Annotated in this window: 20 protein-coding genes; 5 read left to right on the forward strand and 15 right to left on the reverse strand. The window is 57.9% G+C overall.

All coding sequences use genetic code 11. The features are described 5' to 3' along the window. The 3 genes from QOU61_RS23885 to dusA form a co-directional block, all read right to left on the reverse strand. Complete coding sequence (locus tag QOU61_RS23885) at positions 1-1,389, reverse strand: dihydroorotase (protein ID WP_289653649.1); 1,389 nt, start codon at positions 1,387-1,389, stop codon at positions 1-3. 16 nt (positions 1,390-1,405) lie between these two features. Then, entirely contained in the window at positions 1,406-2,203 is a 798-nt protein-coding gene (locus tag QOU61_RS23890) for an IclR family transcriptional regulator (protein WP_289653650.1), read from the reverse strand. 313 nt (positions 2,204-2,516) lie between these two features. Next, on the reverse strand, positions 2,517-3,530 hold the full coding sequence (dusA, locus tag QOU61_RS23895) for a tRNA dihydrouridine(20/20a) synthase DusA (protein ID WP_289661719.1): 1,014 nt from the start codon (positions 3,528-3,530) through the stop codon (positions 2,517-2,519). 184 nt (positions 3,531-3,714) lie between these two features. Between dusA and QOU61_RS23900 the strand changes: the two genes are divergently transcribed. Together QOU61_RS23900 and QOU61_RS23905 are read left to right on the forward strand one after the other, a co-directional pair. Then, positions 3,715-4,644, forward strand: coding sequence for a tyrosine-type recombinase/integrase (locus QOU61_RS23900; protein WP_289653651.1), 930 nt, complete (start codon positions 3,715-3,717; stop codon positions 4,642-4,644). Further along, positions 4,637-5,188 carry a hypothetical protein gene (locus QOU61_RS23905; RefSeq protein ID WP_289653652.1) on the forward strand — a complete coding sequence of 184 codons (552 nt, stop codon included), beginning with the start codon at positions 4,637-4,639 and terminating at the stop codon, positions 5,186-5,188. Before QOU61_RS23900 ends, QOU61_RS23905 begins: the two co-directional genes overlap by 8 nt. Positions 5,189-5,845: 657 nt before the next feature. Here the strand turns inward: QOU61_RS23905 and QOU61_RS23910 are convergent. Both QOU61_RS23910 and QOU61_RS23915 read right to left on the reverse strand, forming a co-directional pair. After that, positions 5,846-6,010, reverse strand: coding sequence for a hypothetical protein (locus tag QOU61_RS23910; RefSeq protein WP_289653653.1), 165 nt, complete (start codon positions 6,008-6,010; stop codon positions 5,846-5,848). Between the two features lie 435 nt (positions 6,011-6,445). Next, the gene (locus tag QOU61_RS23915) at positions 6,446-7,333 is read right to left on the reverse strand and encodes a sugar phosphate isomerase/epimerase family protein (RefSeq protein WP_289653654.1); all 888 of its coding nucleotides are present in this window, start codon (positions 7,331-7,333) and stop codon (positions 6,446-6,448) included. A gap of 250 nt (positions 7,334-7,583) precedes the next feature. Between QOU61_RS23915 and QOU61_RS23920 the strand changes: the two genes are divergently transcribed. Then, positions 7,584-8,489: a polysaccharide deacetylase family protein gene (locus tag QOU61_RS23920; protein WP_289653655.1), complete on the forward strand. Its 906-nt coding sequence runs from the start codon at positions 7,584-7,586 to the stop codon at positions 8,487-8,489. 141 nt (positions 8,490-8,630) lie between these two features. Here the strand turns inward: QOU61_RS23920 and QOU61_RS23925 are convergent, their stop codons facing one another. The 5 genes from QOU61_RS23925 to QOU61_RS23945 form a co-directional block, all read right to left on the reverse strand. Continuing rightward, positions 8,631-10,070, reverse strand: coding sequence for an amidase family protein (locus tag QOU61_RS23925; protein WP_289653656.1), 1,440 nt, complete (start codon positions 10,068-10,070; stop codon positions 8,631-8,633). Between the two features lie 184 nt (positions 10,071-10,254). Continuing rightward, positions 10,255-11,124, reverse strand: a complete 870-nt coding sequence (locus QOU61_RS23930) for an ATP-binding cassette domain-containing protein (protein WP_289653657.1) — start codon at positions 11,122-11,124, stop codon at positions 10,255-10,257. Continuing rightward, positions 11,117-12,001, reverse strand: coding sequence for an ABC transporter ATP-binding protein (locus tag QOU61_RS23935; RefSeq protein WP_289653658.1), 885 nt, complete (start codon positions 11,999-12,001; stop codon positions 11,117-11,119). The genes QOU61_RS23930 and QOU61_RS23935 overlap by 8 nt, the downstream gene beginning before the upstream one ends. Next, positions 11,998-12,849 carry an ABC transporter permease gene (locus QOU61_RS23940; protein ID WP_289653659.1) on the reverse strand — a complete coding sequence of 284 codons (852 nt, stop codon included), beginning with the start codon at positions 12,847-12,849 and terminating at the stop codon, positions 11,998-12,000. Before QOU61_RS23940 ends, QOU61_RS23935 begins: the two co-directional genes overlap by 4 nt. Next, positions 12,849-13,856, reverse strand: a complete 1,008-nt coding sequence (locus QOU61_RS23945) for an ABC transporter permease (protein ID WP_502876817.1) — start codon at positions 13,854-13,856, stop codon at positions 12,849-12,851. Before QOU61_RS23945 ends, QOU61_RS23940 begins: the two co-directional genes overlap by 1 nt. A 388-nt stretch (positions 13,857-14,244) precedes the next feature. Here QOU61_RS23945 and QOU61_RS23950 point away from each other — a divergent pair, with 388 nt between their 5' ends. Together QOU61_RS23950 and QOU61_RS23955 are read left to right on the forward strand one after the other, a co-directional pair. Then, positions 14,245-15,198 carry a polysaccharide deacetylase family protein gene (locus QOU61_RS23950; RefSeq protein ID WP_289653661.1) on the forward strand — a complete coding sequence of 318 codons (954 nt, stop codon included), beginning with the start codon at positions 14,245-14,247 and terminating at the stop codon, positions 15,196-15,198. Between the two features lie 169 nt (positions 15,199-15,367). Continuing rightward, a complete protein-coding gene (locus QOU61_RS23955) occupies positions 15,368-15,868 on the forward strand; it encodes a MarR family winged helix-turn-helix transcriptional regulator (RefSeq protein ID WP_289653662.1) in 501 nt (166 codons plus the stop codon). Positions 15,869-15,927: 59 nt separating this feature from the next. Here QOU61_RS23955 and QOU61_RS23960 read toward each other — a convergent pair whose 3' ends face one another. The 5 genes from QOU61_RS23960 to QOU61_RS23980 form a co-directional block, all read right to left on the reverse strand. Then, positions 15,928-17,154 carry an NAD(P)/FAD-dependent oxidoreductase gene (locus QOU61_RS23960; protein WP_289653663.1) on the reverse strand — a complete coding sequence of 409 codons (1,227 nt, stop codon included), beginning with the start codon at positions 17,152-17,154 and terminating at the stop codon, positions 15,928-15,930. A 14-nt stretch (positions 17,155-17,168) separates the two neighbouring features. Further along, positions 17,169-18,479, reverse strand: a complete 1,311-nt coding sequence (locus tag QOU61_RS23965) for a Rieske 2Fe-2S domain-containing protein (protein WP_289653664.1) — start codon at positions 18,477-18,479, stop codon at positions 17,169-17,171. Between the two features lie 420 nt (positions 18,480-18,899). Next, positions 18,900-19,436, reverse strand: a complete 537-nt coding sequence (locus QOU61_RS23970) for a flavin reductase family protein (protein WP_289653665.1) — start codon at positions 19,434-19,436, stop codon at positions 18,900-18,902. 40 nt (positions 19,437-19,476) lie between these two features. Continuing rightward, positions 19,477-21,012 carry an ABC transporter substrate-binding protein gene (locus QOU61_RS23975; protein WP_289653666.1) on the reverse strand — a complete coding sequence of 512 codons (1,536 nt, stop codon included), beginning with the start codon at positions 21,010-21,012 and terminating at the stop codon, positions 19,477-19,479. 107 nt (positions 21,013-21,119) lie between these two features. Continuing rightward, positions 21,120-22,241 (reverse strand): LLM class flavin-dependent oxidoreductase, encoded by a 1,122-nt coding sequence (locus QOU61_RS23980; protein WP_289653667.1) that lies wholly within the window; start codon positions 22,239-22,241, stop codon positions 21,120-21,122. Between the last annotated feature and the right edge of the window lie 167 nt (positions 22,242-22,408).

Raw genomic sequence — 22,408 nt, forward strand, 5'->3', positions numbered from 1 at the left:
TCACTGCGCGCGCAACGCCGCGCCGTCGATGTACTGCCCCCAGCCGGGCTCCCCGACCACGGCACCGTCACGCATGACGATGCGGCCGCGCGAGATGGTCATCACCGGCCGCCCGGTAAAGGCGCGCCCGGCATAGGGCGACCAGCCGACCTTGGTCTGAATGCCGTCGTTGGAGAACGTGCCTTTGGCGCCGAGATCGAGCACCGCGAAGTCCGCGTCCGATCCGACCTGGATCGCCCCCTTCTTCGGATAGACGCCGATCAGCCGGGCGGGATTCTCGGCGAGCGTCCGCACCAGCGTTTGCAGGCTCAGGATTCCCTGGTCGACATAGGTGAGCAGCGCGGAGACGAAATGATCGAGCTGCGGGTTGCCGAACGGAATCCGCCAGGCGTCCTTCCAGCCCGGCTCGAGCTCTTCGCGCGTATGGGGCGCGTGGTCGCTGCCGAGAACATCGACAAAGCCGCGCTCGATATCGCGCAGGATGTTCATCCGCACCGCGTCGGGAAGGCCATACGGCGTGCACAGCGGCCCCATCCGCTTCATGTCCTCGGAGGTGTGCAGGACATATTTCGGATTGACCTCCATGGTGATCGGCAGGCCGTCCTGCTTGGCGCGCTGGATCAGCATGACGCCGGTCTCCGAGCGCAGGTGCAGGACGTGCAGGCGCGCGCGCGAGGCGCGGACCATCTCGATCAGCGTCGCCATCGCGGTGTGGTCGGAAACGCAGTTCTCGCCGAAATAGGCCTCGACGAAATCATCGGGCGTCGTGGTGCCCGCGTCCCATTTCTTCTTCGATTCGTGCGTGAAGATCTCCTGATTGGTCGGATGCACCGCGCAGAACGTGCCCTCCGAATTCGCGACCTTGAGCGTGTCGTAGAGCACGCCGTCGTCGCCGGTGAACAGCTCCGGATCGTGCGGATAGCCGGACTTCGGATCGGTCACCATGAAGATCTTCACGCCGATCGCGCCGGCCTTCAGCATGCCGGGAATCTGGTCGAGCTTGGTCGCACCCGCATAGAGCGCATAGTCCACCATCGCCTTGGCACGGACGTCGTCGCGCTTCTGGATGTAGGCATCGGTGCGGTTGATCGCCGGCTTGTTGTTCGGCATGTCGACCACGGTGGTGATGCCGCCGGCGGCTGCAGCCCGCGTGCCGGTCGCGAAATCCTCCTTGTAGGTCAGACCGGGATCGCGGAAATGGACGTGGGTGTCGATGAAGCCGGGCACCACGACCTTGCCGGAGACGTCGACCGTCTGGCGCGCCTTCGGCGTCCACTGCCCTGTCGAGATGAAAACGATCCGCCCGTCCTGCACGCCGACGGAGGCGTCGCAGAGCCCTTGCGGGGTCGCAACCTTCCCCCCTGCCAGAACGAGATCCAGATCAGCCATGACTTACCCTTTCCTGCTACTTGTCTTGTTTGCTTGTCTTGTTGGGACGTGACGGCTGCACTGGCGCTTCAGGCGCCGAACGCCGGCCAAATTCCGCCGAGATTTTCTCGGCGCAGACCACCACCGCCGCGCCGAGCTGCGGCAGCTTCTTCGCCAGCCGCTGATCCGGTCCCCAGACGCCGACCCCGGCGATGACGCCGCCCACGCTGTTGAGGATCGGCGCGGCGACGCCCGCCACCTGATCGCGGAATTCGCCGCGATTGATCGCGTAGCCGCGCTTGCGGATCGCCTCGAACTCGCGACGAAGCGCAGCTTCCTCGTGAATGGTCGCCGATGTTCTCGGCCCGACGCGCCGCGCGATCTCCGCCTCGATGCCTGCCGGCTGGAAAGCCAGCATCGCCTTCCCGGTGCCGACGCAATGCGCCGGAACCCGGCTGCCCACGCGCGTCATCGCCTGGATCGCCTGATCGGACTCGATCTTGTCGACATAGACGACGTCCAGACCGTCGAGGATCGCGAGGATCGCCGACTCACCGGTCGCATCGACCAGCGCCCGCATGTGCGGCGACGCGACCTGCCTGATGTCGACCCTCGACATCACGGCAGTGCCAAGCTCCCAGAGCTTGAGCGTCACCGCGTAGCTGCCCTCAGCGGTCTTGCGCACATAGCCGAGCGCTTCGAGCGTCGTGACCACACGATGCACGTTGCTCTTGGGCAGGCCGGTTTCGCGCGCGAGGTCGGAAACCCCGCGCGGCGCGCCGGCGGCGACCAGCGTCTCCAGGAGACGGAAGGCCTTGACTGAGGTCTGGTCCATTGTTCCAATATTTAGAACGACTGTTCCAATATCTAATTCCGCAATCGCCTTCCGATGTCAACGCGCCGCGCCCGCCCGCCCGCGCTAGCGCGGATGCGTGCGCGCCTCGTCGCGGCTTCAGCCGCGCCGCGCAATCGATTGAAGTTGTTGGGCTGTTTCGGCGCGACCGCGATCAGGATGATGCGGAGGATCGACAGGCGATTTGCATCCGGCTGCGCCGATTGGTCACACGCGCCGGCGCGGCCGCGGGACGCAAAGCGGCAGATGCGGCCGTGCGGCGCGCAGACCGCCCGCGATCGCGTCGGACGACGGACTAGATTTCGAAATTGGCGAGCGGCTCTTCGATTCCGGCATGCGCAAGATCGCCCGCCGAAACCGGCGGCGAGTGCTGCACTCGGTCCACGAGCGCGATGGCATCCCGCAACACCTCGATGCCGGCGCCGGCCTTGACGCCGTACACGGAAAGATGGCGGCGAAAGGCGCGCGCACCGGGCACGCCGTGGAATGCGCCGACAAAATGCCGCGTGATCGTGTGCAGCCGCATGCCGCGCGCGAGCTCGCGCTCGATATAGGGCATCATGGCCTCGAACGCGCCGCCCACGTCGTCATGCGGCGCGTCTTCGCCGAAGATCTCGGGATCGACCGCAAGCAGCCGCCACGGTTCCTGATAGGCGGCACGCCCGAGCATGACGCCGTCGACATGTGCGAGATGGCGCTTCGCCTCGTCGAGGCTCGCGATCCCGCCATTAATGATGACGGGCACGTCGCGAAGCGACTGCTTCAGCCGGTAGACCCGCGCGTAATCGAGCGGCGGGATGTCGCGGTTCTCCTTCGGCGACAGCCCGTTCAGCCACGCCTTTCGGGCATGCACGATCAGCGCGTCGCTGCCGGCGGCGACCACCGCGCGCGCCAGCACATCGAGCGCCAATTCCGGATCCTGGTCGTCGATGCCGATCCGGCATTTCACCGTGACCGGAATTTTCACCGCGCGCTTCATCGCCGCGACGCAGGCCGCGACCAGATCCGGCTCGGCCATCAGGCAGGCGCCGAAGCGCCCATCCTTCACGCGATCCGAGGGGCAGCCGACATTGAGGTTGATCTCGTCATAGCCGAAATCCTCGCCGATCGCGGCCGCGGCCGCGAGCTCACGCGGATCCGAGCCGCCGAGCTGAAGCGCGACCGGATGCTCGCTTTCGTCGAAGCCAAGCAGGCGCTTGCGGTCGCCATGGATGATGGCGCCGCTCGTCAGCATCTCCGTGTAGAGGCGCGCGCGCCGGGTCAAATGGCGGTGGAAGGCGCGGCAGCGCGTATCCGTCCAATCCATCATGGGCGCCACGGAAAAGCGATAGTCTTGATATTCCAAGCACTTACCCTATCATTACAATGGACTAGAGCGGGAACAAGTGCACACGTGTGCACTCCAAACTAGCCAAAATTGCACACGTTTGTACCGCATTTGATCTCCCGGTGCACACGTAGCGCACACGAAATCGGGGTGGAGTGCACACGCAATGCCGACCTTTACGAAGCTGAAATCGGGGCGCTGGCGCGTTCAGGTCAGGAGGAAGAACGAGTACGTCGCGAACACCTTCATTCGGCGGCGTGACGCCGAGGAGTGGGCAATTGACGCGGAGCGTTCAATCGATCGCGGCGCTCCAATCCGGCGCTCGCGACCTCACGAGCGGCCGCGCATCTTTGCCGACTTGATCGCACTGCACCTCGATGATCTGGCTCAGGTTGGCAAGCCTATGCGACGATCGAAGTCCATGGTGCTCAAAGCGCTCAAGACCTCCCTCGGGCGCGTAAGTCTCAAAGACATAACCCGTGAGAAATTGATCGAGTTCGGAAGAAAGAGAGCCGCGCAAGGCGCCGGCCCGGCTACCCTTGCCATCGATTTTTCTTTCATTCGAGCAGTGCTGCTGCACGCGGCAGCCGTGCACGGCATCACGGTGTCTGTCGAGAGCGTTCAGTTAGCTCGAGCGCCGCTTAAGCATCTCGACCTCGTTGGAAAATCAAACGAGCGCGACCGTCGCCCCACCCAAGACGAACTGAATCGGTTGATCGAGTATGCTGAATCCAATCCCCATCAATTCATCCCACTCGGAAGAATTATTCGCTTCGCGGTAGCGACCGCAATGCGCCAGGCTGAGATCTGCCGAATAGAATGGTCTGATGTCGACATGACGAAGCGAATGGTCACGATCCGCGATCGCAAAGACCCACGACGAAAGGACGGAAATCATCAGATAGTCCCCCTCCTCAATTCGACGGGCTACGATGCGTGGCAAATCATGATCGAGCAACGCATCCTCACGCGCGGCCTCTGGCCATCAGGCGTGTGGCACCAACGTGGAAGGCATCACCACGCCGAACACCACCAGGGTGATCGCCGAGCGGATCAGAAAAAGCGGCGGAGAGCTGCGTTACGTCGCCATGGATGAACCTCTCTGGTACGGGTATCATTTCAACGGCGCGAATGCGTGCCACTTCACGCTGAACGAGCTGGCGGGCGCCATCGCCCCAAATGTCGCCGCGTTGCGCGAGCTATTCCCCGCGGTTGAAATCGGCGACGTTGAGCCTATTGGCGCGGCGAAGAATGTACCGCCTGACTGGGTTGACGAAATCGCCCAATGGACTCAGGTCTATCAGCAGGTTGTTGGGCAGAAGCTGAGCTTCTTCCACGCCGACATTGTATGGACCAGCCCGTGGCAACAGCAGCTCGGCGCCATCAAGCGCGTTGCACACGAGCACGGACTGAAATTCGGCGTCATCTACGACGGCGGCGGCGCCGGAAAGCAGGAGAGCGACGCGTTGTGGACGCAGGAAGCCGTCGAACGCTTTCAGATGGTTGAATCGAATCCGGCAACACTCCCCGATCACGCCATCTTCCAGAGCTGGGCACGGTGGCCCCACAACATGCTACCGGAAGACCAGCCGGGCACGATGACGTGGCTGGTCAATCAGTATGTCGGTTCGAAACACTGAATAGATATCCGGGGGACCACGTATCACAGTTCTGCCCACCACTGGCGATGCTGGGTAAGATGCAGCCCAATGTGAGGACGAGATTTTCCATCGCCGCGGGCCGCGACCGATGGGTAGCCGACCCCCGCCGCGATATTGGCGGTCGGATGGCCCAGCAAACATAGTGCAACATCGTGGGCTGCCGCAGCCTTGCCGAGTGGAGCGATTAGCCGCCCATAGCCTCATAGTGCCACGGCGAAAGAGTAGCGCCCGTCTTCATCTGCCGTGGCGCGCCAGTTTCTCTTATTCCACAATGTGATATGCGCGCCCGAAGCGAAACGCCGCTTCGCTTTTATTCGAACGAGTAAGCAGTCTGAAAGTCATGGGGGACACGCAATTTGTGAGGCAGACGGGGAACTTGGTCAGCAAGTTGAAGTTTGCGGACGATAATGCGACTTCACGCACGCTCGTCTGTCGGCGTAAGAATCCGCGATTCCGAGCGAGCCGCCGATCAAGAGGCATCCAATTCGCATTGATCTCTCAAGCAGATTTTTCCAACCAAGCCAAAACGCAATTCTTCATACGGGTCAACGGCCCGTAGCGAAAAAAACCCAATTGCGAGAGCGCGTTGGCGACCGACCAAAGGAAGCGCGAGGTTCGAGTACTGTAACTGCTCCTTTATCCAACCTTCATTTGTGCAGCCGGAGACTGGTCAAACTTGGAAACGACTTCAGTTGCTATCTCGCGCAACCGCGCCAGTGCGGGATCCTTGTGAAACGATGCCGGCCATTGAAGGGCCTCCCGAAATGCAGGGATGCGAATCGGCGCGCGCAGCAGCTTCAACGAAAAGTTTCGCGCAATGATTGCAGCGAGTCGATGATGCATGGTTGCGATTCGGTCTGCCGATCACGATGGCAGCCGTCGCGGTAAAGTTTGGGGAAGCGGTCTGAGGCGACCACGTAACAGCCTGCGCAGTTGCCCCGCAGCGAGGAGTCACCGAACTATCAAAACCTATCCAACGCGAGTGGTAGATGGCGCTATAGAAATTAACATTCCGGAGCATGATTAGTTCACTTGGGACACTGCGAACATGCAGGCTAAGCGGCGGTCCTTCCAGGCGAAACCTCACACGCACCCGGATGCCGAAGTCGTCCGACCTGGTCGGGGTATCCCATCGTCACGCAACACCGTGTAGTGCGCTGCCGTCGGCGTACCGAACATGTACGAACCTTCGCCTACGAGCGCGGCTCCTGAAGAGGTGCCCACCGGGAACGAGTGTTACTTCTCCCCTTCCCTGTTCAAGTCGTCATGCAGCTCGATTGACTGTCCAACTCGCTCGACAACAAGCTTTGACGCAACAAGCGCTCTCTCGGCCCACGACTTAGGACCCAGTTCAGCAAGCCGAATACTGTTCGGCACCTCTACCCCAATACGAAGACCGTTGGGCAATCGCGATAGTATTCCTGGGATATCGACGTCGCCCTCGCCCGGCAACAATCGTCCATACCGTGCCGATTGCATCATCGCTTCGGGAGACATGACTCCACAATTATTACCGTCGCAAATCTGCACCGATTTAATCATGTCCGCCGGGATTGCACTCAAATCATCAAGCGTGGTCTGTGACCTCGCGACATGCAAGGTGTCGACTAGTATTTTTGCGTTCGATTTCCCGATGCTACTAACAATTCTGAGCGCAGTACGTGCGTCTGGCACGGCGGTCCATGGCATGAACTCGAGCTGGACGTCGAGATGGTAAGGAGCCGCAAGTTCGCATAACTCACCGAAGCGATCCCTCAGCCGCAATTCGTCTGGATCGTCGCCAATTGCGAGAACCACGGCAGCACCGAGCATGGCAGCGACCTCAAAAAGTCGCTTGTGCTCTTTCACCTCGAAGTCTGGATCAATCCTGAGGACCTCTACATCCAAAATGCCAACGCCCGTCGCTTTGATGCAAGAGATGGTTGCTCTTTGTAGAGAGGCATCTTCAAGCAGAGCGCTGGGTTCATTCGGCGCTGTCGACGTCAGACGCGCGCCGATTGTTTCAAACCCAACATCTCGCGCCAGTTGTATCATCTCTGGAGCTTGCATAGGGGCAGTCGTTAGATACGCCAATGAGTATTTTTCTACCCTATTCCTCACCGATTTTCGGGCTCCTTTGAACACGATATTCTCGACAGACTTTGGCGCGCTTCTCGAATAGCCTCGACGACACTTTAAGAGAGCTTCCGTTACGCCGTCAGGTCTTTGTCTCAAAACGCGCCCTCAGACTGAGGTCTGCCCGCTGTTGGCACCGAGGCCCCGCGCGACTTTCAGCGGACTTCCACGTCACGCTGGGAGCCAAATGGCGTTGCCGTTTTGACAAAAGCGCGATTGTTTGTTATTTGCAACTAAAATATTAGCGTGGGGAAACCGGATGGACACGCACGATTCCGTTTTTTACGAAAACACCACTGTAATTTCTCGCCGTCCCCTGATCTGGCCGAATGGGTACCGAGTTGCGTTCGCAGCAGTGGTCAGTGTCGAGTATTACGAACTCCGGCCACCCTCGAACGCTTTCATCCCTGCAAACGTCCCGGGCGGGTTCGGCCGCGCGCCGTATCCGGACGTTCGCGCGTTTTCCCAAAGGGAATACGGCAACCGCGTTGGCGTTTTCAGAGTGATCGAAGCGTTTGACAAATCCGGTTTGTCGGCGACAGCTGCTGTCGACGCCGCGGTGGCCCAGAGCTATCCGTACCTGGTACGTCAATTTCGTGAACGGCGTTGGCCTATCGTTGGCCATGGATACAGCCTTACCCGCGTCATATCGAACAAGATGTCAATCGACGAGGAGCGCGAATACCTCAATGTTTCGCTCACGGAGGTCCAGAAGCAATCCGGCGCGCGCCCAACAGGCTGGCACGGCCCGGAGTATGGAGAATCTGAGCGCACGCCTGCCCTTCTCGCGGAACTCGGGATTGACTATCTGCTCGATTGGCCCAACGACGAGCAGCCCTATGTCATGCGGACGCCGTCTGGTACGATTCTTTCTTTGCCGATGGCGCTCGAGCTCGATGATGTCGTCGCCCATTACCATCGCCGTATTAGCATGAAGCGGTGGAAGCAGGCAGTTCTCGATGCGCTCGACCAGCTAACAGGGGACGGCAGACAAAGTGGTCGTCTTCTTATTTTGAACTTGCATCCGTGGCTGATTGGACATCCGCACCGGATCGGTTATCTTGAAGAGTTGCTGGCGGAAATTGCTAGCCGCAATGACGTCTGGAAAACGACGACACAGCAATTGGCCGATCACCACCGCACCCTCAACAGCCACGCAATCTAATGTGCGAGCCTCGCGACCCATGGCGCATCACAGCCGCTGGTTAAGCAGCGCGAGCCGTCGCCAAGCTTCTTGACGCTGGCGTAAGCTCTCCAGGCGTCCGCAAGGGGGAAGCAAGTTTGATCGCTTTCGCCTTCAATCCGGTTAGATTGCTGCGCGTATCCGTTCTCCGACGATGGAGAACACCGTTAAGCCGACTTGAAGGAGCTGGGCGTCCTTTCCGCGCGGCGCATACAAAGTTATACCGAAGGGAGCGCCATCCGGACCTTTTCCGACCGGGATCGCCAAGACCGGAGCTCCAGCCTTGCCAGTGCATTTGGCCGCAGCAGCCATGGGAGCCATAAGGACGTCCACATCGCCCAGCTTGGTCGCGGCATCGATGCCGGCATCTCTTGCGAGGTAGATGTCACGACGCCGATCAAGCCGATATTGGCTATCATCAAGCCCCCTCGTGGCTTGTGCGGCCAGCAGCAATGATTGTCCATACGGAATGGCTTCCGGACGCGCTTCGTTCCAATTGATCAGGCTCTGCAGGGAGTCGATTCCAGATGGGGACCCGTTCTCGGCTAAGAAGGAATTAATAGCCGCCTTGAACTCGGTCGGGAATACTGATGACCGCACGTCTTGCAACTGCTCTGCAGCTGGCAAGTCACAGGGATCGACGATCGAGACACCCGATTTGCGGAGCTCGTCGAGCACGGCCTGAAAGGTCGGCATTAGACCCGCGAAATCGGAGCGATCGGCCATTGCTCGACGGGGAACGCCGATGCGTATTTGACGTGGAGCCCTCGGTTGCAACGCGCTCGGAATGTCGTGCAAACATTCCAATCCCAGAGTGTCAGCAGCGTCCGGTCCCGCCAAGGCCGTCATAACGAGAACAATGTCTTCGACGGTGCGCACGAGTGGGCCCGGGGAATCCTGGCTCGGTACCAAGGGTATAATCCCGGCCCGGCTGACGACCCCTGTGCTCGGCTTGTATCCGACCACCGACGAGGCCAGCGCTGGCGACTGGATCGAATTCTGCGTCTCACTCCCTATAGCGAAGGGTGCTAGCGAAGCCGCCACAGATGCCGCAGAACCGACGCTTGAGCCGAGGCCTCGACCGTATTCGTCCCCGCTTTGAGGATTCTTCACGCGACCGCCCGCGCCGCTAAAGCCGGATGGCATGACGTCAGACACGTAATCCGCGAATTCTGTCAGATTGGCTTTCCCCAGCACAAGGGCACCTGCCGCCCGGAGCCGTCTCACGATCGTGGCCTCACGGCCTGGTTTGAAATTCGCCAACGCTGCAGCTCCTCCGGCGGCTCCCAAACCATCCGACGTCAGAATATTGTCCTTCAACAACACGGGGATGCCGTGAAGAGGTCCGCGAGACTTTCCTGTGGCGAGTTCTTCGTCGAGATGGGCGGCTTCGCGCTCGACATCAGGCACGAGCTCACGAACGGCATTGAAAGCCGCTCCGGCGCGATCCACGGAGGCGATTCGCCGAACGTACCAACTCGCAACCTCCCGGATACTCATTTTACGTGCCTGGATGGCATCCGAGAGGTTACTGATCGTTCCGTGCAGCAGCAGATCGTTCATGTCGCTTGTCTCCGGAGTAGCCCCTGACTCTGTAAGGATGTCGATTATGAACTCGAATTCGAGGGCTAGTCCCTCCTCGAGGGCATCAACCGCTCCCTGTCTAAGGATTTATCAGCGACATGCGCATCTTCAAAAGCTACGGCGACGGCTACCGCCCTACTTTCGATCGCCTCTCGCTGTTGTCTCACCGCAAGACGGCAGCGACCGCAGAAGTCTGCGAAATACTGGTCTCGTAAGCGCGTCCGCATGATTCACCCAACCAGTCCTTCTCCACCACGGGCAATGGGACGGCGCGCAACAACTTCTTCGTATAGTCGTTGCGCGGGTCATTAAATACGCTCGTGCACTCTCCTGCCTCCACGACCCGCCCGTGCTGCATCACAATGACATGGTCGCAGAGCGTCCGAACGACCGAGAGATCGTGACTTATGAAGACCATCCCGAGAGAACTCTCGGCCCGCAACTCCCGAAGCAGCGCTAGAACCTGCGCCTGTACCGATACGTCCAGTCCGGACACGATTTCGTCAGCCACGATGTAACTCGGTTCGAGCGCGATCGCTCGTGCAATCCCCACTCGTTGGCGCTGACCGCCGGAGAGCTGATGCGGGTAGCGATCGCCGTGGGTCGATCGCATCCCTACGCGTTCTAGCAAAGCGAGAGCCCGCTTCCGTGCTTCACTTCGGCTCGCTCGACGATTGGCTACAAACGGATCTGAAAGAATGTCGATTATCTTTCGTCGCGGGTTCAGCGAAGACTGGGAGTCCTGGAAAATCATCTGGACCTTTAAGCGAGCTTCTCGAAGTTGCTCCTTTGAGAGCGACGAGAAATCCTTGCGCTCGAGCATCACTTTTCCCGCGACCGGGCGGTGGAGGCCGAGCAGCGAACGACCCAAGGTGCTTTTGCCAGAGCCAGACTCGCCGACAACGCCAACCACCTTTCCTCGATCAATTGTCAGATCGACGTCCTGGATAATTTGCAGTAGTGGCGCGCGTCCAAGCAGCGGCCTTCGGCTACGATCGGGCAGCGCGATCGAAACATTGATCGCTTCAAGCACGGCTATGCTCCAGATCAGACGCCATCGCATCGTTCCAAAGACTAGTAGTAAGTTCGCCAGGCACCGGATGTAGCCCGGCGTCCGGCCGATCAAGGCGAGGGGACGCCGCTATTAGCGCTTGAGTGTAGGGATGACACGGACGTCCAATAACGTCTTCCGTTCGACCTTGCTCAAGAATGCGTCCGGCAAATATGACGGACACCTCGTCGCAAATCTTGGCGACCACGCCCAGGTCATGCGTGACGAATAGGACCGCAGTTCCTGTCTTGGTTTGCAGCTCTTTGATGAGCTTTAGAATCTCAAATTGAACCGTGACATCCAGCGCCGTTGTCGGCTCATCTGCCACAATCAGGGACGGCTTCCCGGCGAACGCAATTGCAATCACCACGCGCTGACACATTCCACCCGACAGCTCGTGCGGATATTGGCGAAGGACCCGTTCGGGAGCGCGGATGTGGACCATGCTCAGGAGTTCGAGGGCGTAGTCGCGCGCTCCTTTCTTATCGTAACCTAAACGTCGTGTAAGCACGTCGGTAATTTGGTTCTCAATGCGGAGAACCGGATTAAGGGCTGAGCTGGGCTGCTGCAAGATCATTGCGATTTGCTTTCCGAGCAACGCACGGCGGTTCTTCGCCGAAAGCTCGAGCAACTTCTGCCCTTGGAAAACTATATGCCCTGACGATACAACCGCGCTGCTTGGAAGTAGCCCGGTGATGGCTTTACCGACCATTGTCTTTCCGCCGCCGGATTCGCCCACCAACCCTCTGATTTCACCGGGTTTGATCTCGATATTCACACCACGCAAGATCGGCGTGGCGTGTCCTCCCGTTCCAATCTGGACCCGGAGGTCTGAAACTTGAAGAAGCGCTCCACTCATCGTCGGATAACCGGATCGAGTGCCAACCGAAGCCCATCGGCGAGCAGACTGAGCGTTAGAACGGACAGCGTGATTGCGACGATGGGTAGCGTCATGATCCACCACGCCTGATATACGTAATTTCTTCCGTCTGCTAAAATTCCACCCCACGTGGCCATGTCGCTTGTACTGAACCCAATGAACGCAAGGATCGCCTCTACGACAATGGCGCGCCCCATTTCCAGGGCCAGAAGCGCCAACACCATTGGAACGATATTTGGCAGCAGTTCCTGGAACAAGATCCGGAACCAGCGATAACCCAGCAGGTGCGCTGCCGTTATGAAGTCCTGTTCGCGTAGCACCAAAACCTCGGCTCGAACAACGCGGGCAAATCTGGTCCACCCGATTAAGGCGATCGCGAAGACGACGGCATAAAGCCCTGGGCCAACGACCGCGACGAGCACAATAGCCAGAAGCATGGGCGGGAAAGCCATGAAAATCTCGATGACGCGACTTAGAACTGCATCCGTCCCTCCCCCTAGATAGCCAGCTACTAGCCCGACGATCACGCCAGCGATCCCTGAAAGAGCGGCTCCCAAAACCATTACGATCAACACGGGCCGCGCGCCCCATACCAGCCGCGAAAGCAGATCACGACCTAAGCTATCCGTTCCAAGCAGGTACGACGAGTCGTGGCCCGGCAGCCAGAACGGCGGGAGGTTCTGAGCGAAGAGACTTTGATCGAGCGGATCCTGGAGCGGCAGCAACGGCGCCGCTAGCGCGATAGCCGCAATGGCCGCAAATCCTAGACCTCCGACCAACAGTTTAGGATTGGCAGAGGCAAGCTCAACTTGTCGTATGAGATTCATCAATCTAGCCGCACTCTGGGATTGATCAGCCCGTAGCTCATGTCGATGCATATGTTGACCAAGATGAAGACAACCGCGAAAATGATGGTGATACCCTGCATCAACGGAAGATCACGGTTGATGGCGGCGCCGAAGAGCATGTTCCCAATTCCGGGGTAGGCGAAGATTAGTTCGATCAGCACCGTGCCACCAATCAGCAATGTGAACTGGGTACCCGTGATCGTAATGGCCGGAATGAGCGCATTTGGAAGCGCATGTCTCAACAGGACGTAGAGCGGGGAAAATCCCTTGGCCCGCGCCAGAAGCACATAGTCCTGATTGATTGCATCCAGCAGTGAGCTCTTCAGGACGCGCCCTATGACAGCCGTTAGGGGTAGAGCTAGCGATACTGCCGGAAGAAACATGTGACGCAGCACCTCCGAAAGTTCGGAGAACCTACCGGTGAACAAACTCTCGAAGAGGTAAAACTGCGTGTGAAACACCGCAGCATTTGAAGGATCTGTCCGTCCCGAAATTGGAAACAGCGGTATAGATACGCTCAACAACAGAATGAGCAGCAACGCCCAGAGAAACTCAGGGAGAGCCAACGCTAAGGCGTTAGCTGTATCCACAGCGACCTCAGGCCAGCGGCTCCGCCAGTAAACGGCGATTAGCGCAAAGGAAACACCCAATACAGTCGCGATGAAGAGCGCCAGAATAGCGAGCTCTAGAGTTGCAGGGAGCCGCCCCATTATCAACTCGAGCACATCCTGATGCAGACTGATTGATGTCCCCAAGTTCCCCGTCGAAACACTCTTCAGAAAATAGAGAAACTGGACAGGTATCGATCGGTCTAACCCGTAGGCTTCGCGCAACTTGGCAATGTCCTCAGGCGACGCCTCCCCCGAGATCATCATCGAGATCGGATCCCCGGGAACGACTCGGATCAGGACAAACACAACGACCATGACGCCGAGCAGCGTCGGCAAAGCCATTGCCAACCTTCTTAGTAAGTAAGCTAATCGCATTTGATCCCGGAGCACCCCTGCTGCCGCTTCGATAACTCCCTACGGGTCACCGAGCACCGAGCACCCTGCGCGCGCCGCAACGAGCGTCAGAAGACGCGACACGGTCTCGCCCGCGAACCGCAACCTCACCTGACGAGCAAGAGTAACCCGCCACATTACCAGCTGTTGACATAAATCCTCCCCACCTCAGCCGATGATTGCTTTTTTAATTTCGTGCTCGGCACGCGCGGCGAAAACCAAGACCGCAAGAAACTTGCCAGCCCGCGCCAATCGCCTATGACAGAACTGTATCTCTTTTATTTGCGACTTACAACAACTGTGATTCACAACTAAATTAGGCTAGCGTGTCCGCTTTCGAGGCAGCCATCCGGAAGCAAGGAGATTATTCGTGCTGCAATACAGCTACAGGCCGCAATTTCCTGAAACCGACGTCCAGCGACAGGGTGCCGACCAAACATGGATTGACTATCTTCCGATCACAGAGCGACCGCCGCTCAAATGGCCCGGTGGCGCTCGCATGGCCGTGATGGTTTGCCCAAACGTGTTGTATTACGAGTTGATGCCGCCCCGCGATCCGTGGATTGACCCGTGGGCTCGCATGACCCCGGACGTGATGATGTATGGACGTCAGGAATTCGGCGCTCGCGTCGGATTCTGGAGAATGGTCGATGTGCTCGACAAGTACAATTTGCCGTGCACGGCTGTCCTAAATGTCGCCGCCCTCGCGAAGTTTCCCGAGATTCGCAATGCTCTCGTGGAACGCAAATGGGACATTCTCGGGCACGGCATGTACAATACACGCTTCATCTGTGGATACAGCGAGGAGCAGGAGCGTCAGTACTATCGGGACATGCGACGGATCGTATTCGACGAAACGGGAGTGGACATGAAGGGCATGGGGGGACCCGGCCCTCAAGCTGCCACTGAGAATACTCCCGATCTACTGGCTGAAGAGGGGTTCTGGTACTACAGTGATTTCTTTCATGATGACCAACCTTTTCCCATCCGAGTGCGCTCGAACAGGTTGATCTCGATGCCCTACTCAGTTGAGAGCAACGATGTCCCCGTGCTTGCGACTGCGTACGAGGCTGACGATTTCGCCGATCTGGTGAAGAGGCAATTCGACCGTCTTTACACTGAAGGAGGCCGCATAATGTGCTTCACGGTCCATCCAGCACTCATCGGCCAGGCTCAACGAGCGAAGTACCTCGATGCGGCCCTGCAGCATATCACGTCTCAATCAGACGTGTGGTTCGCTACGGGGAGGGAAATAGCGGACTACTACCTGACTCACTGCTATGAATCGGTAGTGAGACTTCTATCGACTTGGCAGAATGTCTAGGCGAGATCCCGGCCCTGAAGTGCCCGGGAGCGCGCATTTTCGCGCGGGTTCTGCCCTAATATGCCTTTTCCTAGTTGCGAGGGGGGGCTTCTCGGTCTAGTTCTGGTCGAGCGCCGATTAGACCCTTCCACCAGCGCTTTACTCTATGAACCTATAACTGGATTATCTGATGGCCCTCAAAACCAAACCTCGAGAGGAGGCTGACAATATCCGCTTGGAACTAGCGGAACGCTCCTTCTATCGTTTTTCCCTCCTAGCCGCTCAGATCAATAGAGCTATCGGTCGCGCCTACGTACAGCGTTATGGTCGTCCTGCCCATGGATGGAGGGTTCTTACAGTTCTCGGAAATTTTGGTCCTTTATCCGCGACAGAGATTACGCACCGCAACACTCTCGAAACCGATAAGGTTACGCGTATCGTCGATAGCTTGGTGGAACAGGGCCTTGTGACCAGGCAACAGGATAGCGAAGATCGTCGAAGGGTCATCGTTGCACTCACCGCCAAAGGAAAGCGCATCTACGTCCAAATTGAACAGATGATCGGTGAGATGGAGCACGAGTTTTTGATCGTTCTTTCAAACCAAGAGCGCGAGATGCTCTACGATATCCTGGACCGGCTCAAGCAGCGCGGCGACCAGGTATTTCGCACAGTGAGCCGCTGGGCCACTTAGCTAGAATTGTTCCGTCGGAGTGTGTCGAAACGAACTCCGCATTTCGTACTCCTCCCTGCTTACGGAGAGGCGACGAAAGTCTTCAGCGGAATTGACTTATCGGTCGCCTGATCGATTGGAATTGAGGCCTCAGCAGCTATTAGCTTTCGAGCGGCCATATGCTCGGCAGGCTTGTTGACGGACTCGACGACTTTGAGCCGGCCGTCGCGATCGTATCCAAGTACCGAGAATGCACGGTCAGAAAGGTCGCCGCGCACCGCGAACCTATCGCAGTTCGACCAGATGCCAGCAATTTGGAGCTTGAGATCGGATTGGTCGCTCCAAAACCATGGCACCGCATCATAGGCCGCTTTCTTTCCGGTCAGGCGGCGCGCGACCGCCTTAGCTTGGTCAAGGGCATTTTGCACACACTCCAAGCGAGCAAGGCCCCCTGGCACGAATTTGTTTGGGTGTCGTGTACAGTCGCCGACGGCCGAAATGGAATCGTCCGCTGTCAACAAATCCGAATCGACAATGATTCCGTTATCGCAAGGCAGGCCGGCCTCAATCGCCAAACTGTCTTCCGCTGTGGTGCCGATGCCTGCAACCACGAGGTCTGCCTGCATCGCCAAACCATCAGACAATCGGAGTTCAAACTCAGAGCCACACGATCGAATGCCAACAACAGTCCTCGAGAGTCTGATATTGACGCCCATCCTTCGGTGCTCGGCCTCGAAGAACGAAGATATGAGCGGGCTCACACTCCGGGCCAGAAGTCGATCGCTTTGCTCTACGACATGAGGTTCGCACTCCATCTGCAAGGCCACAGCAGCGAACTCTAAACCGATAAAACCAGCTCCGATGATCACGACCTTCTTTGCCTTCGTCAGACGATCGCGCAAAGTTTCCGCATCCGGCAAACTTCCGAGATAGTTAATCTTGGCGCCATCTGTTGCGAACGGTAGCCGCCGTTGGCGAGATCCAGTCGCCAAAATGAGATGCCCATAAGAAAGCGTAGCCCCGGTTTGGAAGCGAAGGGCTTTTTGGTGCCTATCAATGCGAACTGCTTTTCCGTGAAGAAGTTCGATGCCTCGCTGCGCGTAGAATCCCTCTCCACGAAGTACAAGCCCACCCGCATCCACCTCGCCCTTCATGAACGCCTTGGACAATGGCGGGCGTTGGTACGGAAGGTTCTGCTCGCCATTTACGAGCCGAACCGGTCCGTCGAAGCCCTCATCTCTGAGGGCTGCGGCGGCGCCCACGCCGGCATGACCAGCGCCTAGAATTACAACCGGTTCGGCGACCATCGATGCCCGCAGCACTACTGAGCCATGATCACATTCGCGGTCGACAAGTGTCGCTCATCGACACCCAAGGACCGCTCGTAGTCCTCCTGTGCCTTTACGACTTCCTGCCAAGGCTTTCCGGTTGGAAGATCAAATGAACAAGCACGCTGGTTATAGTCGAGCGAGGGATCCTGGCCCGGCAGCGGCTTTCCTTCATCCATCTCCTTGAGCTTGTTCAACAAGAGCTTACGATAAAACATCACCGCCTTGTCGCTGGTCCCAAGGTGTTCTTTCGTGCGATCAACGATGGGCAGCATGCTTTCTTGGACAACGCGATCCTGGACGGCAGCACCAGACACACCTGAGAAGTTTCCGCGCTTCATTCTCTCGCGGTCCTGCAAGTGCATGTTGGCTAAATTATGCGGCGTTTTGTACTCCGGTGGCGAGGTCCGATGGCCCCAGTTCGAGTACGCAGCCTCCTTATCGATCGGCTTTTCGAAGTCAAAGTGGATGTAGAAGGTATAGCAGTTGTGGTCGTCGATGGGATGCCACGCCTTAAACAGCCTGGACTCCCGCGGGCCAGTCGCAATGTAGCAATAGAATGGTGCGATCCACTCAGTTGAGCGGACATAGTGCACGTCCGGCTTATCGGTATTGCGAATCGCGCCCACCCGCATGAGGTACGGCGTCTCCTCGCAATGGATGACCGGCGTACCGTCCGACATCAAATGAGCGATCGACTGCCAACCCGCACCAGCCCAACTTTTTTTGTCATCGAGATCGAAGTCGCGATGCAGATAATTCGGGTGGGCCGGATCCAGATCGCCTTCAACGCCCTGCAAGTAGTTGCTCGCCTGATGCATCTTCACGACAAGCAGCTGGCTTTCGGGCAGATCCAGCCACGGAAACTTGGGGAACGGCGGCTCGAGCTCGGGCGGCCCCATATACGCCCAAAGAAGCTGCCCAGCCTCCCTAACCGGATAAGAGACGTGCTTAAGCTTTTTGGCGAACGTGCGAGTTGGCGGCTCGGGGGGAGATTCCAGCACGTAGCCACATCCCATCTTCCACCCGTGATAGAGACACCGAAGGCCGTCCTCTTCGTTTCGGCCGTATACCAGCGAAGCTCCGCGATGCGGGCAATACTCACCAACAAGACCGACCTTCCCATTGGGATCGCGAAACGCGACGAGGGACTCGCCCAGCAGCTTCACTCGGACTGGCGCACCGCCCGGCTCAGCGATTTGCTCCAGCTTGGCCGCGGGAATCCAGTACCGCCGCATGAAGCGCCCCATGGGAGTTCCAGGGCCCACCTGCGTGAGCGCCATATTGTCTTCATGTCTCAGCATAGAGGACCCTCCGTTCGAAACCTGTTGCTGACGATACTAGCTCCTTTATTTGTGAAACACAACTATCGTGGATCTTCTGATGAACGATGGCTGCACAAACGATGCGATATCTTCAGCGCAAAGCGGCATGTCGTTCACAACGACCATAAGAACAAGAAGCCAACCGCATAGGCGACTGCGAGGGCTCCTGCGACAGCAAGAGTCCCGAGGACGTCTTTGCTGAAGGACCTATAACCCTTCTCTTCTGGCGCCGGAAAAGAGCTCCCACATGCCTCAACTCATTGAATCGTGAGCACTCGCTTCAACACCACAGCATTCACCTGCGCTGCCCCCGCACCGACGCCTCTTCCAGAGCGCACGTACAGCTCAAGACCTTCCGCCGATGACGTTGGGCAACGCTACTGACTCCATGCGTGGAGATCAGCTGGCTAATCTTCGATAAGCTCCGTCGAAGTATAGAAGCGGATCCTTCTGCTCCACCCCGGTATCGACAACTCGACCTACAAAGATCGTGTGTGTATGCACATCGATTCTCGTTTCCAGTTCGCACAACAAGTAAGCTATCGCCTCCGAAAGGACCGGCGTCCTTCCGTCTACCAACTTGTGCGGTACCGCTTCAAATGGGTTCATCTTTTTCGACGCAAACAGCTCCGCGAGCCCTTCTTGAGACGCTCCCAACACGCTCACGGAAAATGCACAACTACCCTCTACAAAGGCATGCGTCCTGGACGTCTTATTGAGAATGATCAATAGAGTTGGCGGGTCTGCGCTAGCGCTGCATATTGCCGTGGCGGTCATCCCATGCAATCCATCAGGACCGCCAACGCCAACAACGCAAACGGCACCGGTCAGCTTCCTCATCACGCCCTTAAACGTTGAGCTGTCTACGCCTACGTTTTGCGCCTCGTTCTGAAAATGCATTCCCAGGACGCGGTCCCCTGTTCGCTCAATTTTCATGTCGACTGACTCGAAGACCTCGCCGTTACGGCTCGCCGCCTTACGCCTTGGAAAAGAGCGACGGCATTACATATCCCGCCACATGGGGCTTGAACTTCAGTGTCGGCTTGTAGACGACTGGCTGGAAGTACTGAAACAGAGGGATGATGTAAGCATTGTCAGAGACTGTCTGATTGATCGCTGCGTACTGCTCGAGGCGCTTGCCTTCGTCCTTCTGTACAAACGTGGCCTTCAACGCGTCGTCCAGCTGGCCGCCCTTCCATGAAGAGTGTGCGCTGTTCGTGATCAACGCTGTACCAAGTGAGCTTTCCGGATCAGCGGTCGAATTCCCCCAATCATAGAAGGCCGCCGGAGCCAGCTTGTGCTGCGCTCGCAGCTCGAAGTGCTTCGCAATCTCGTATACTTCGATATTCGCGTGGATCCCAACCTTTCTCCACATCTGGACGATCGCCTGGATGATCTCGTAATCCTTGGGCTTGTAACCCTTCGTTGTCTGAATCGTCAGCTCCACAGGCTTGCTCGGCGAATAGCCCGATTTGGCAAGCAGCTCGCTCGCCTTTGCCGGATTGAAAGGCGTGTAGATCGATTGATCGAAGCCCTTGTACTCGGGAGCCAAAAGCGTCCCAAGCGGCTTTGCGTATCCGCGCAATAGACGTTCAACGATCGCCTTCTTGTCGATTGCAAAGACCGCGGCGCGCCGCACGTTATCATCGGCAAACGCGCCCTCGTTGTTCACGAAAATTAGAGCGACGTCGGCGATCGGGTAACAGCTGCCCGCAAGCCCGCGGCTTTTGAGCCGCTCGTACTCCTCATACGGAATATCGGAAGTTGCATCGGCACTTCCACGCTCAAGTTCAGCGACCCTGCTGGGCGAATCGGTGACGAATTTGAAAACCACCGTTTCAAACTCTGGCCGGCGTCCCCAATACTCACTGAACTTCTTCAAGCGGAGGAACGATCCGCGTTCGTACGTATCAAACATGTACGGCCCGGTTCCGATCGGCCTCTTCTCGAAGCCCTCAGCACCCACCTTCTCGTAGTACTTCTGCGGGAGCAGGTAGCAACCGAGGAACGTGAAACGCTCGAGCATGTTTGCACGCCAAGGTGACACATCAAATGTGATTGTATTGCCATCGACAACAAAGTTCTTGTTACTTGCAAAGATGGGGGCAAGCGGCGCCTTTGGATCAGTGAGGCGCTTCAAATTCCAGAGGACGTCATCGATCGTTACGGCTTCGCCATCGTGCCACTTCACGCCCGCACGGAGCGTCAAGAATATTTTCGATTTGTCTTCGTTCCAGCCAAACTGATCGATGACACCCGGACTGAGTGTAAGATCGGGGTTTTGGGTTATGTAAGGGTCATAGATTGTCCGAAAGATGGACTGATTTCCGGGGCTCGTTGTCTGAGGACCGGTGTTGGGATCGAAGGCTGCCGGCGCAGCCGGGTAGGCGATTGTCAGAACATCTGCAGGAGCGCTTTTGGCCTCCCCATCAAACAAAGCAAATTCCCCTCCGACCGCTAGCGTACTCAAGCCCGCAAGCCGCAGCAAAGAACGTCGTGACAAATTGCTCATGTTCGGCTCCTCTTGTGCTCCACGGACCCTCCAACTCGGATCGCGCGCGACTGACCTTCGACAACAACAACACCTCAGGTACGAAGCCCCCAAGACTTCCCTTCGACCTATTGTGCACGCAGACCTTTTCGGGCAAGACGTGGCAGCACCTCTTGGACGAAGAACGGCATTTCCTCGAGGTAATTCACGAATGAAATTGCGACCCCGTCGAATCCCGCGTCGGAAAGTCGAGCAAGCTGCTCGGCCACGTCATCGGGAGATCCGCATAGAGAGTAGCTTCCGCCGTAGCCGAGCACTGCCCTCACCTGCTGTTGATGACGGACATACTCTGTCTCCGCGGATGAACGGGTCTTCGAGCCGAATGCACCAGTGTACAATCTGTACTGCTCGTCCAACGCTTCCCAGTCGGCGTTGTTCACGCAGTGCATCGCATATTGCTGGGCAAGTTCACGCGTTTCCCTGCATACCACTGATGCCGGGATCCAAACATGGATGTTGCGACCAGCAGCTTTCGCCAGGGCTTTTGTTTCAGTGATGCGATCGCGACTCTCCTCGGGCGTCCGGCAATAGTCGTAATGCAAATCGACGTTGCGGATCGCAAAAGCGCGGCCTGTTTCGGACGCCCCAGCGCTCATCGTAATCGGGGCAACTCCGCCGTGCGGAGCCGGCTCTCCTGTCAGTTTCTTAAGATCAAAAAATTCGCTCGTATAGTCTTGCGGCTCCTTAGCGGCCCACACTGACTTTACGACGTTGAACCAATCCTCGCCGTACTTGTAGCGCCGGTCGTGAGCAAGAGCTTGAACGCCGAACATATCGAATTCGCTCTTATTCCAGCCGCAAACAATGTTGAGGCCAAACCGACCCCGGCCGACATGATCGGCTGTTACCATCTGCTTCGCGGCAAATACGGGATGTACCATTGGCGCATGGACGGTGCCGAAGACAGTGATCCTCGTGGTCTTCGCCAACAGGGCGGTCGCCCAGGTGAGCGTTTCCCACGATTTCGAATTGACGTTCGAGGCGCCACCGAAACCGCTCCAGCGCGCAATCGGCACCATGCACTCAAATCCGGCCTGGTCGGCGAAAATGGCGAGACGCTCGTTCCCCTCCCAGCTCCCATTCCATCGCTCCGGAAGCCTGATAAAGGCCAACCCTCCGCTGCAGTTCGCTCCGAAGAGACCCAGCTTCAGCTTGTTGCCGTTGAGCAAACCTGGATTTCGCGTAACCATGTCGATCCCTCACCGCCGGTCACCGTCGCATTCTCGCCAGGAAGCTTATAGAGTTTTATTTGCGAAACGCAATCATATAATTGTGCACCCAACTACCTGGTTAAACCGACTCGGATGACAGCCCCACCCGTCTCACACGTAGGACCCCGCGAGTGCCTGCCCCAGTC

The organism is Bradyrhizobium sp. NP1 (assembly GCF_030378205.1).
GTDB lineage: Bacteria > Pseudomonadota > Alphaproteobacteria > Rhizobiales > Xanthobacteraceae > Bradyrhizobium.

Bases quoted from the DNA above. Each gene is read 5' to 3' on its own strand.
- QOU61_RS23920 (WP_289653655.1), top strand. From the start codon at position 7,584: ATGGACACGCACGATTCCGTTTTTTACGAAAACACCACTGTAATTTCT.
- QOU61_RS23980 (WP_289653667.1), bottom strand. From the start codon at position 22,241: ATGGTTACGCGAAATCCAGGTTTGCTCAACGGCAACAAGCTGAAGCTG.
- QOU61_RS23970 (WP_289653665.1), bottom strand. From the start codon at position 19,436: ATGAAAATTGAGCGAACAGGGGACCGCGTCCTGGGAATGCATTTTCAG.
- dusA (WP_289661719.1), bottom strand. From the start codon at position 3,530: ATGATGGATTGGACGGATACGCGCTGCCGCGCCTTCCACCGCCATTTG.
- QOU61_RS23965 (WP_289653664.1), bottom strand. From the start codon at position 18,479: ATGCTGAGACATGAAGACAATATGGCGCTCACGCAGGTGGGCCCTGGA.
- QOU61_RS23940 (WP_289653659.1), bottom strand. From the start codon at position 12,849: ATGAATCTCATACGACAAGTTGAGCTTGCCTCTGCCAATCCTAAACTG.
- QOU61_RS23975 (WP_289653666.1), bottom strand. From the start codon at position 21,012: ATGAGCAATTTGTCACGACGTTCTTTGCTGCGGCTTGCGGGCTTGAGT.
- QOU61_RS23955 (WP_289653662.1), top strand. From the start codon at position 15,368: ATGGCCCTCAAAACCAAACCTCGAGAGGAGGCTGACAATATCCGCTTG.
- QOU61_RS23925 (WP_289653656.1), bottom strand. From the start codon at position 10,070: ATGAACGATCTGCTGCTGCACGGAACGATCAGTAACCTCTCGGATGCC.
- QOU61_RS23885 (WP_289653649.1), bottom strand. From the start codon at position 1,389: ATGGCTGATCTGGATCTCGTTCTGGCAGGGGGGAAGGTTGCGACCCCG.
- QOU61_RS23935 (WP_289653658.1), bottom strand. From the start codon at position 12,001: ATGAGTGGAGCGCTTCTTCAAGTTTCAGACCTCCGGGTCCAGATTGGA.
- QOU61_RS23890 (WP_289653650.1), bottom strand. From the start codon at position 2,203: ATGGACCAGACCTCAGTCAAGGCCTTCCGTCTCCTGGAGACGCTGGTC.
- QOU61_RS23900 (WP_289653651.1), top strand. From the start codon at position 3,715: ATGCCGACCTTTACGAAGCTGAAATCGGGGCGCTGGCGCGTTCAGGTC.
- QOU61_RS23905 (WP_289653652.1), top strand. From the start codon at position 4,637: ATGGATGAACCTCTCTGGTACGGGTATCATTTCAACGGCGCGAATGCG.
- QOU61_RS23945 (WP_502876817.1), bottom strand. From the start codon at position 13,856: ATGCGATTAGCTTACTTACTAAGAAGGTTGGCAATGGCTTTGCCGACG.
- QOU61_RS23960 (WP_289653663.1), bottom strand. From the start codon at position 17,154: ATGGTCGCCGAACCGGTTGTAATTCTAGGCGCTGGTCATGCCGGCGTG.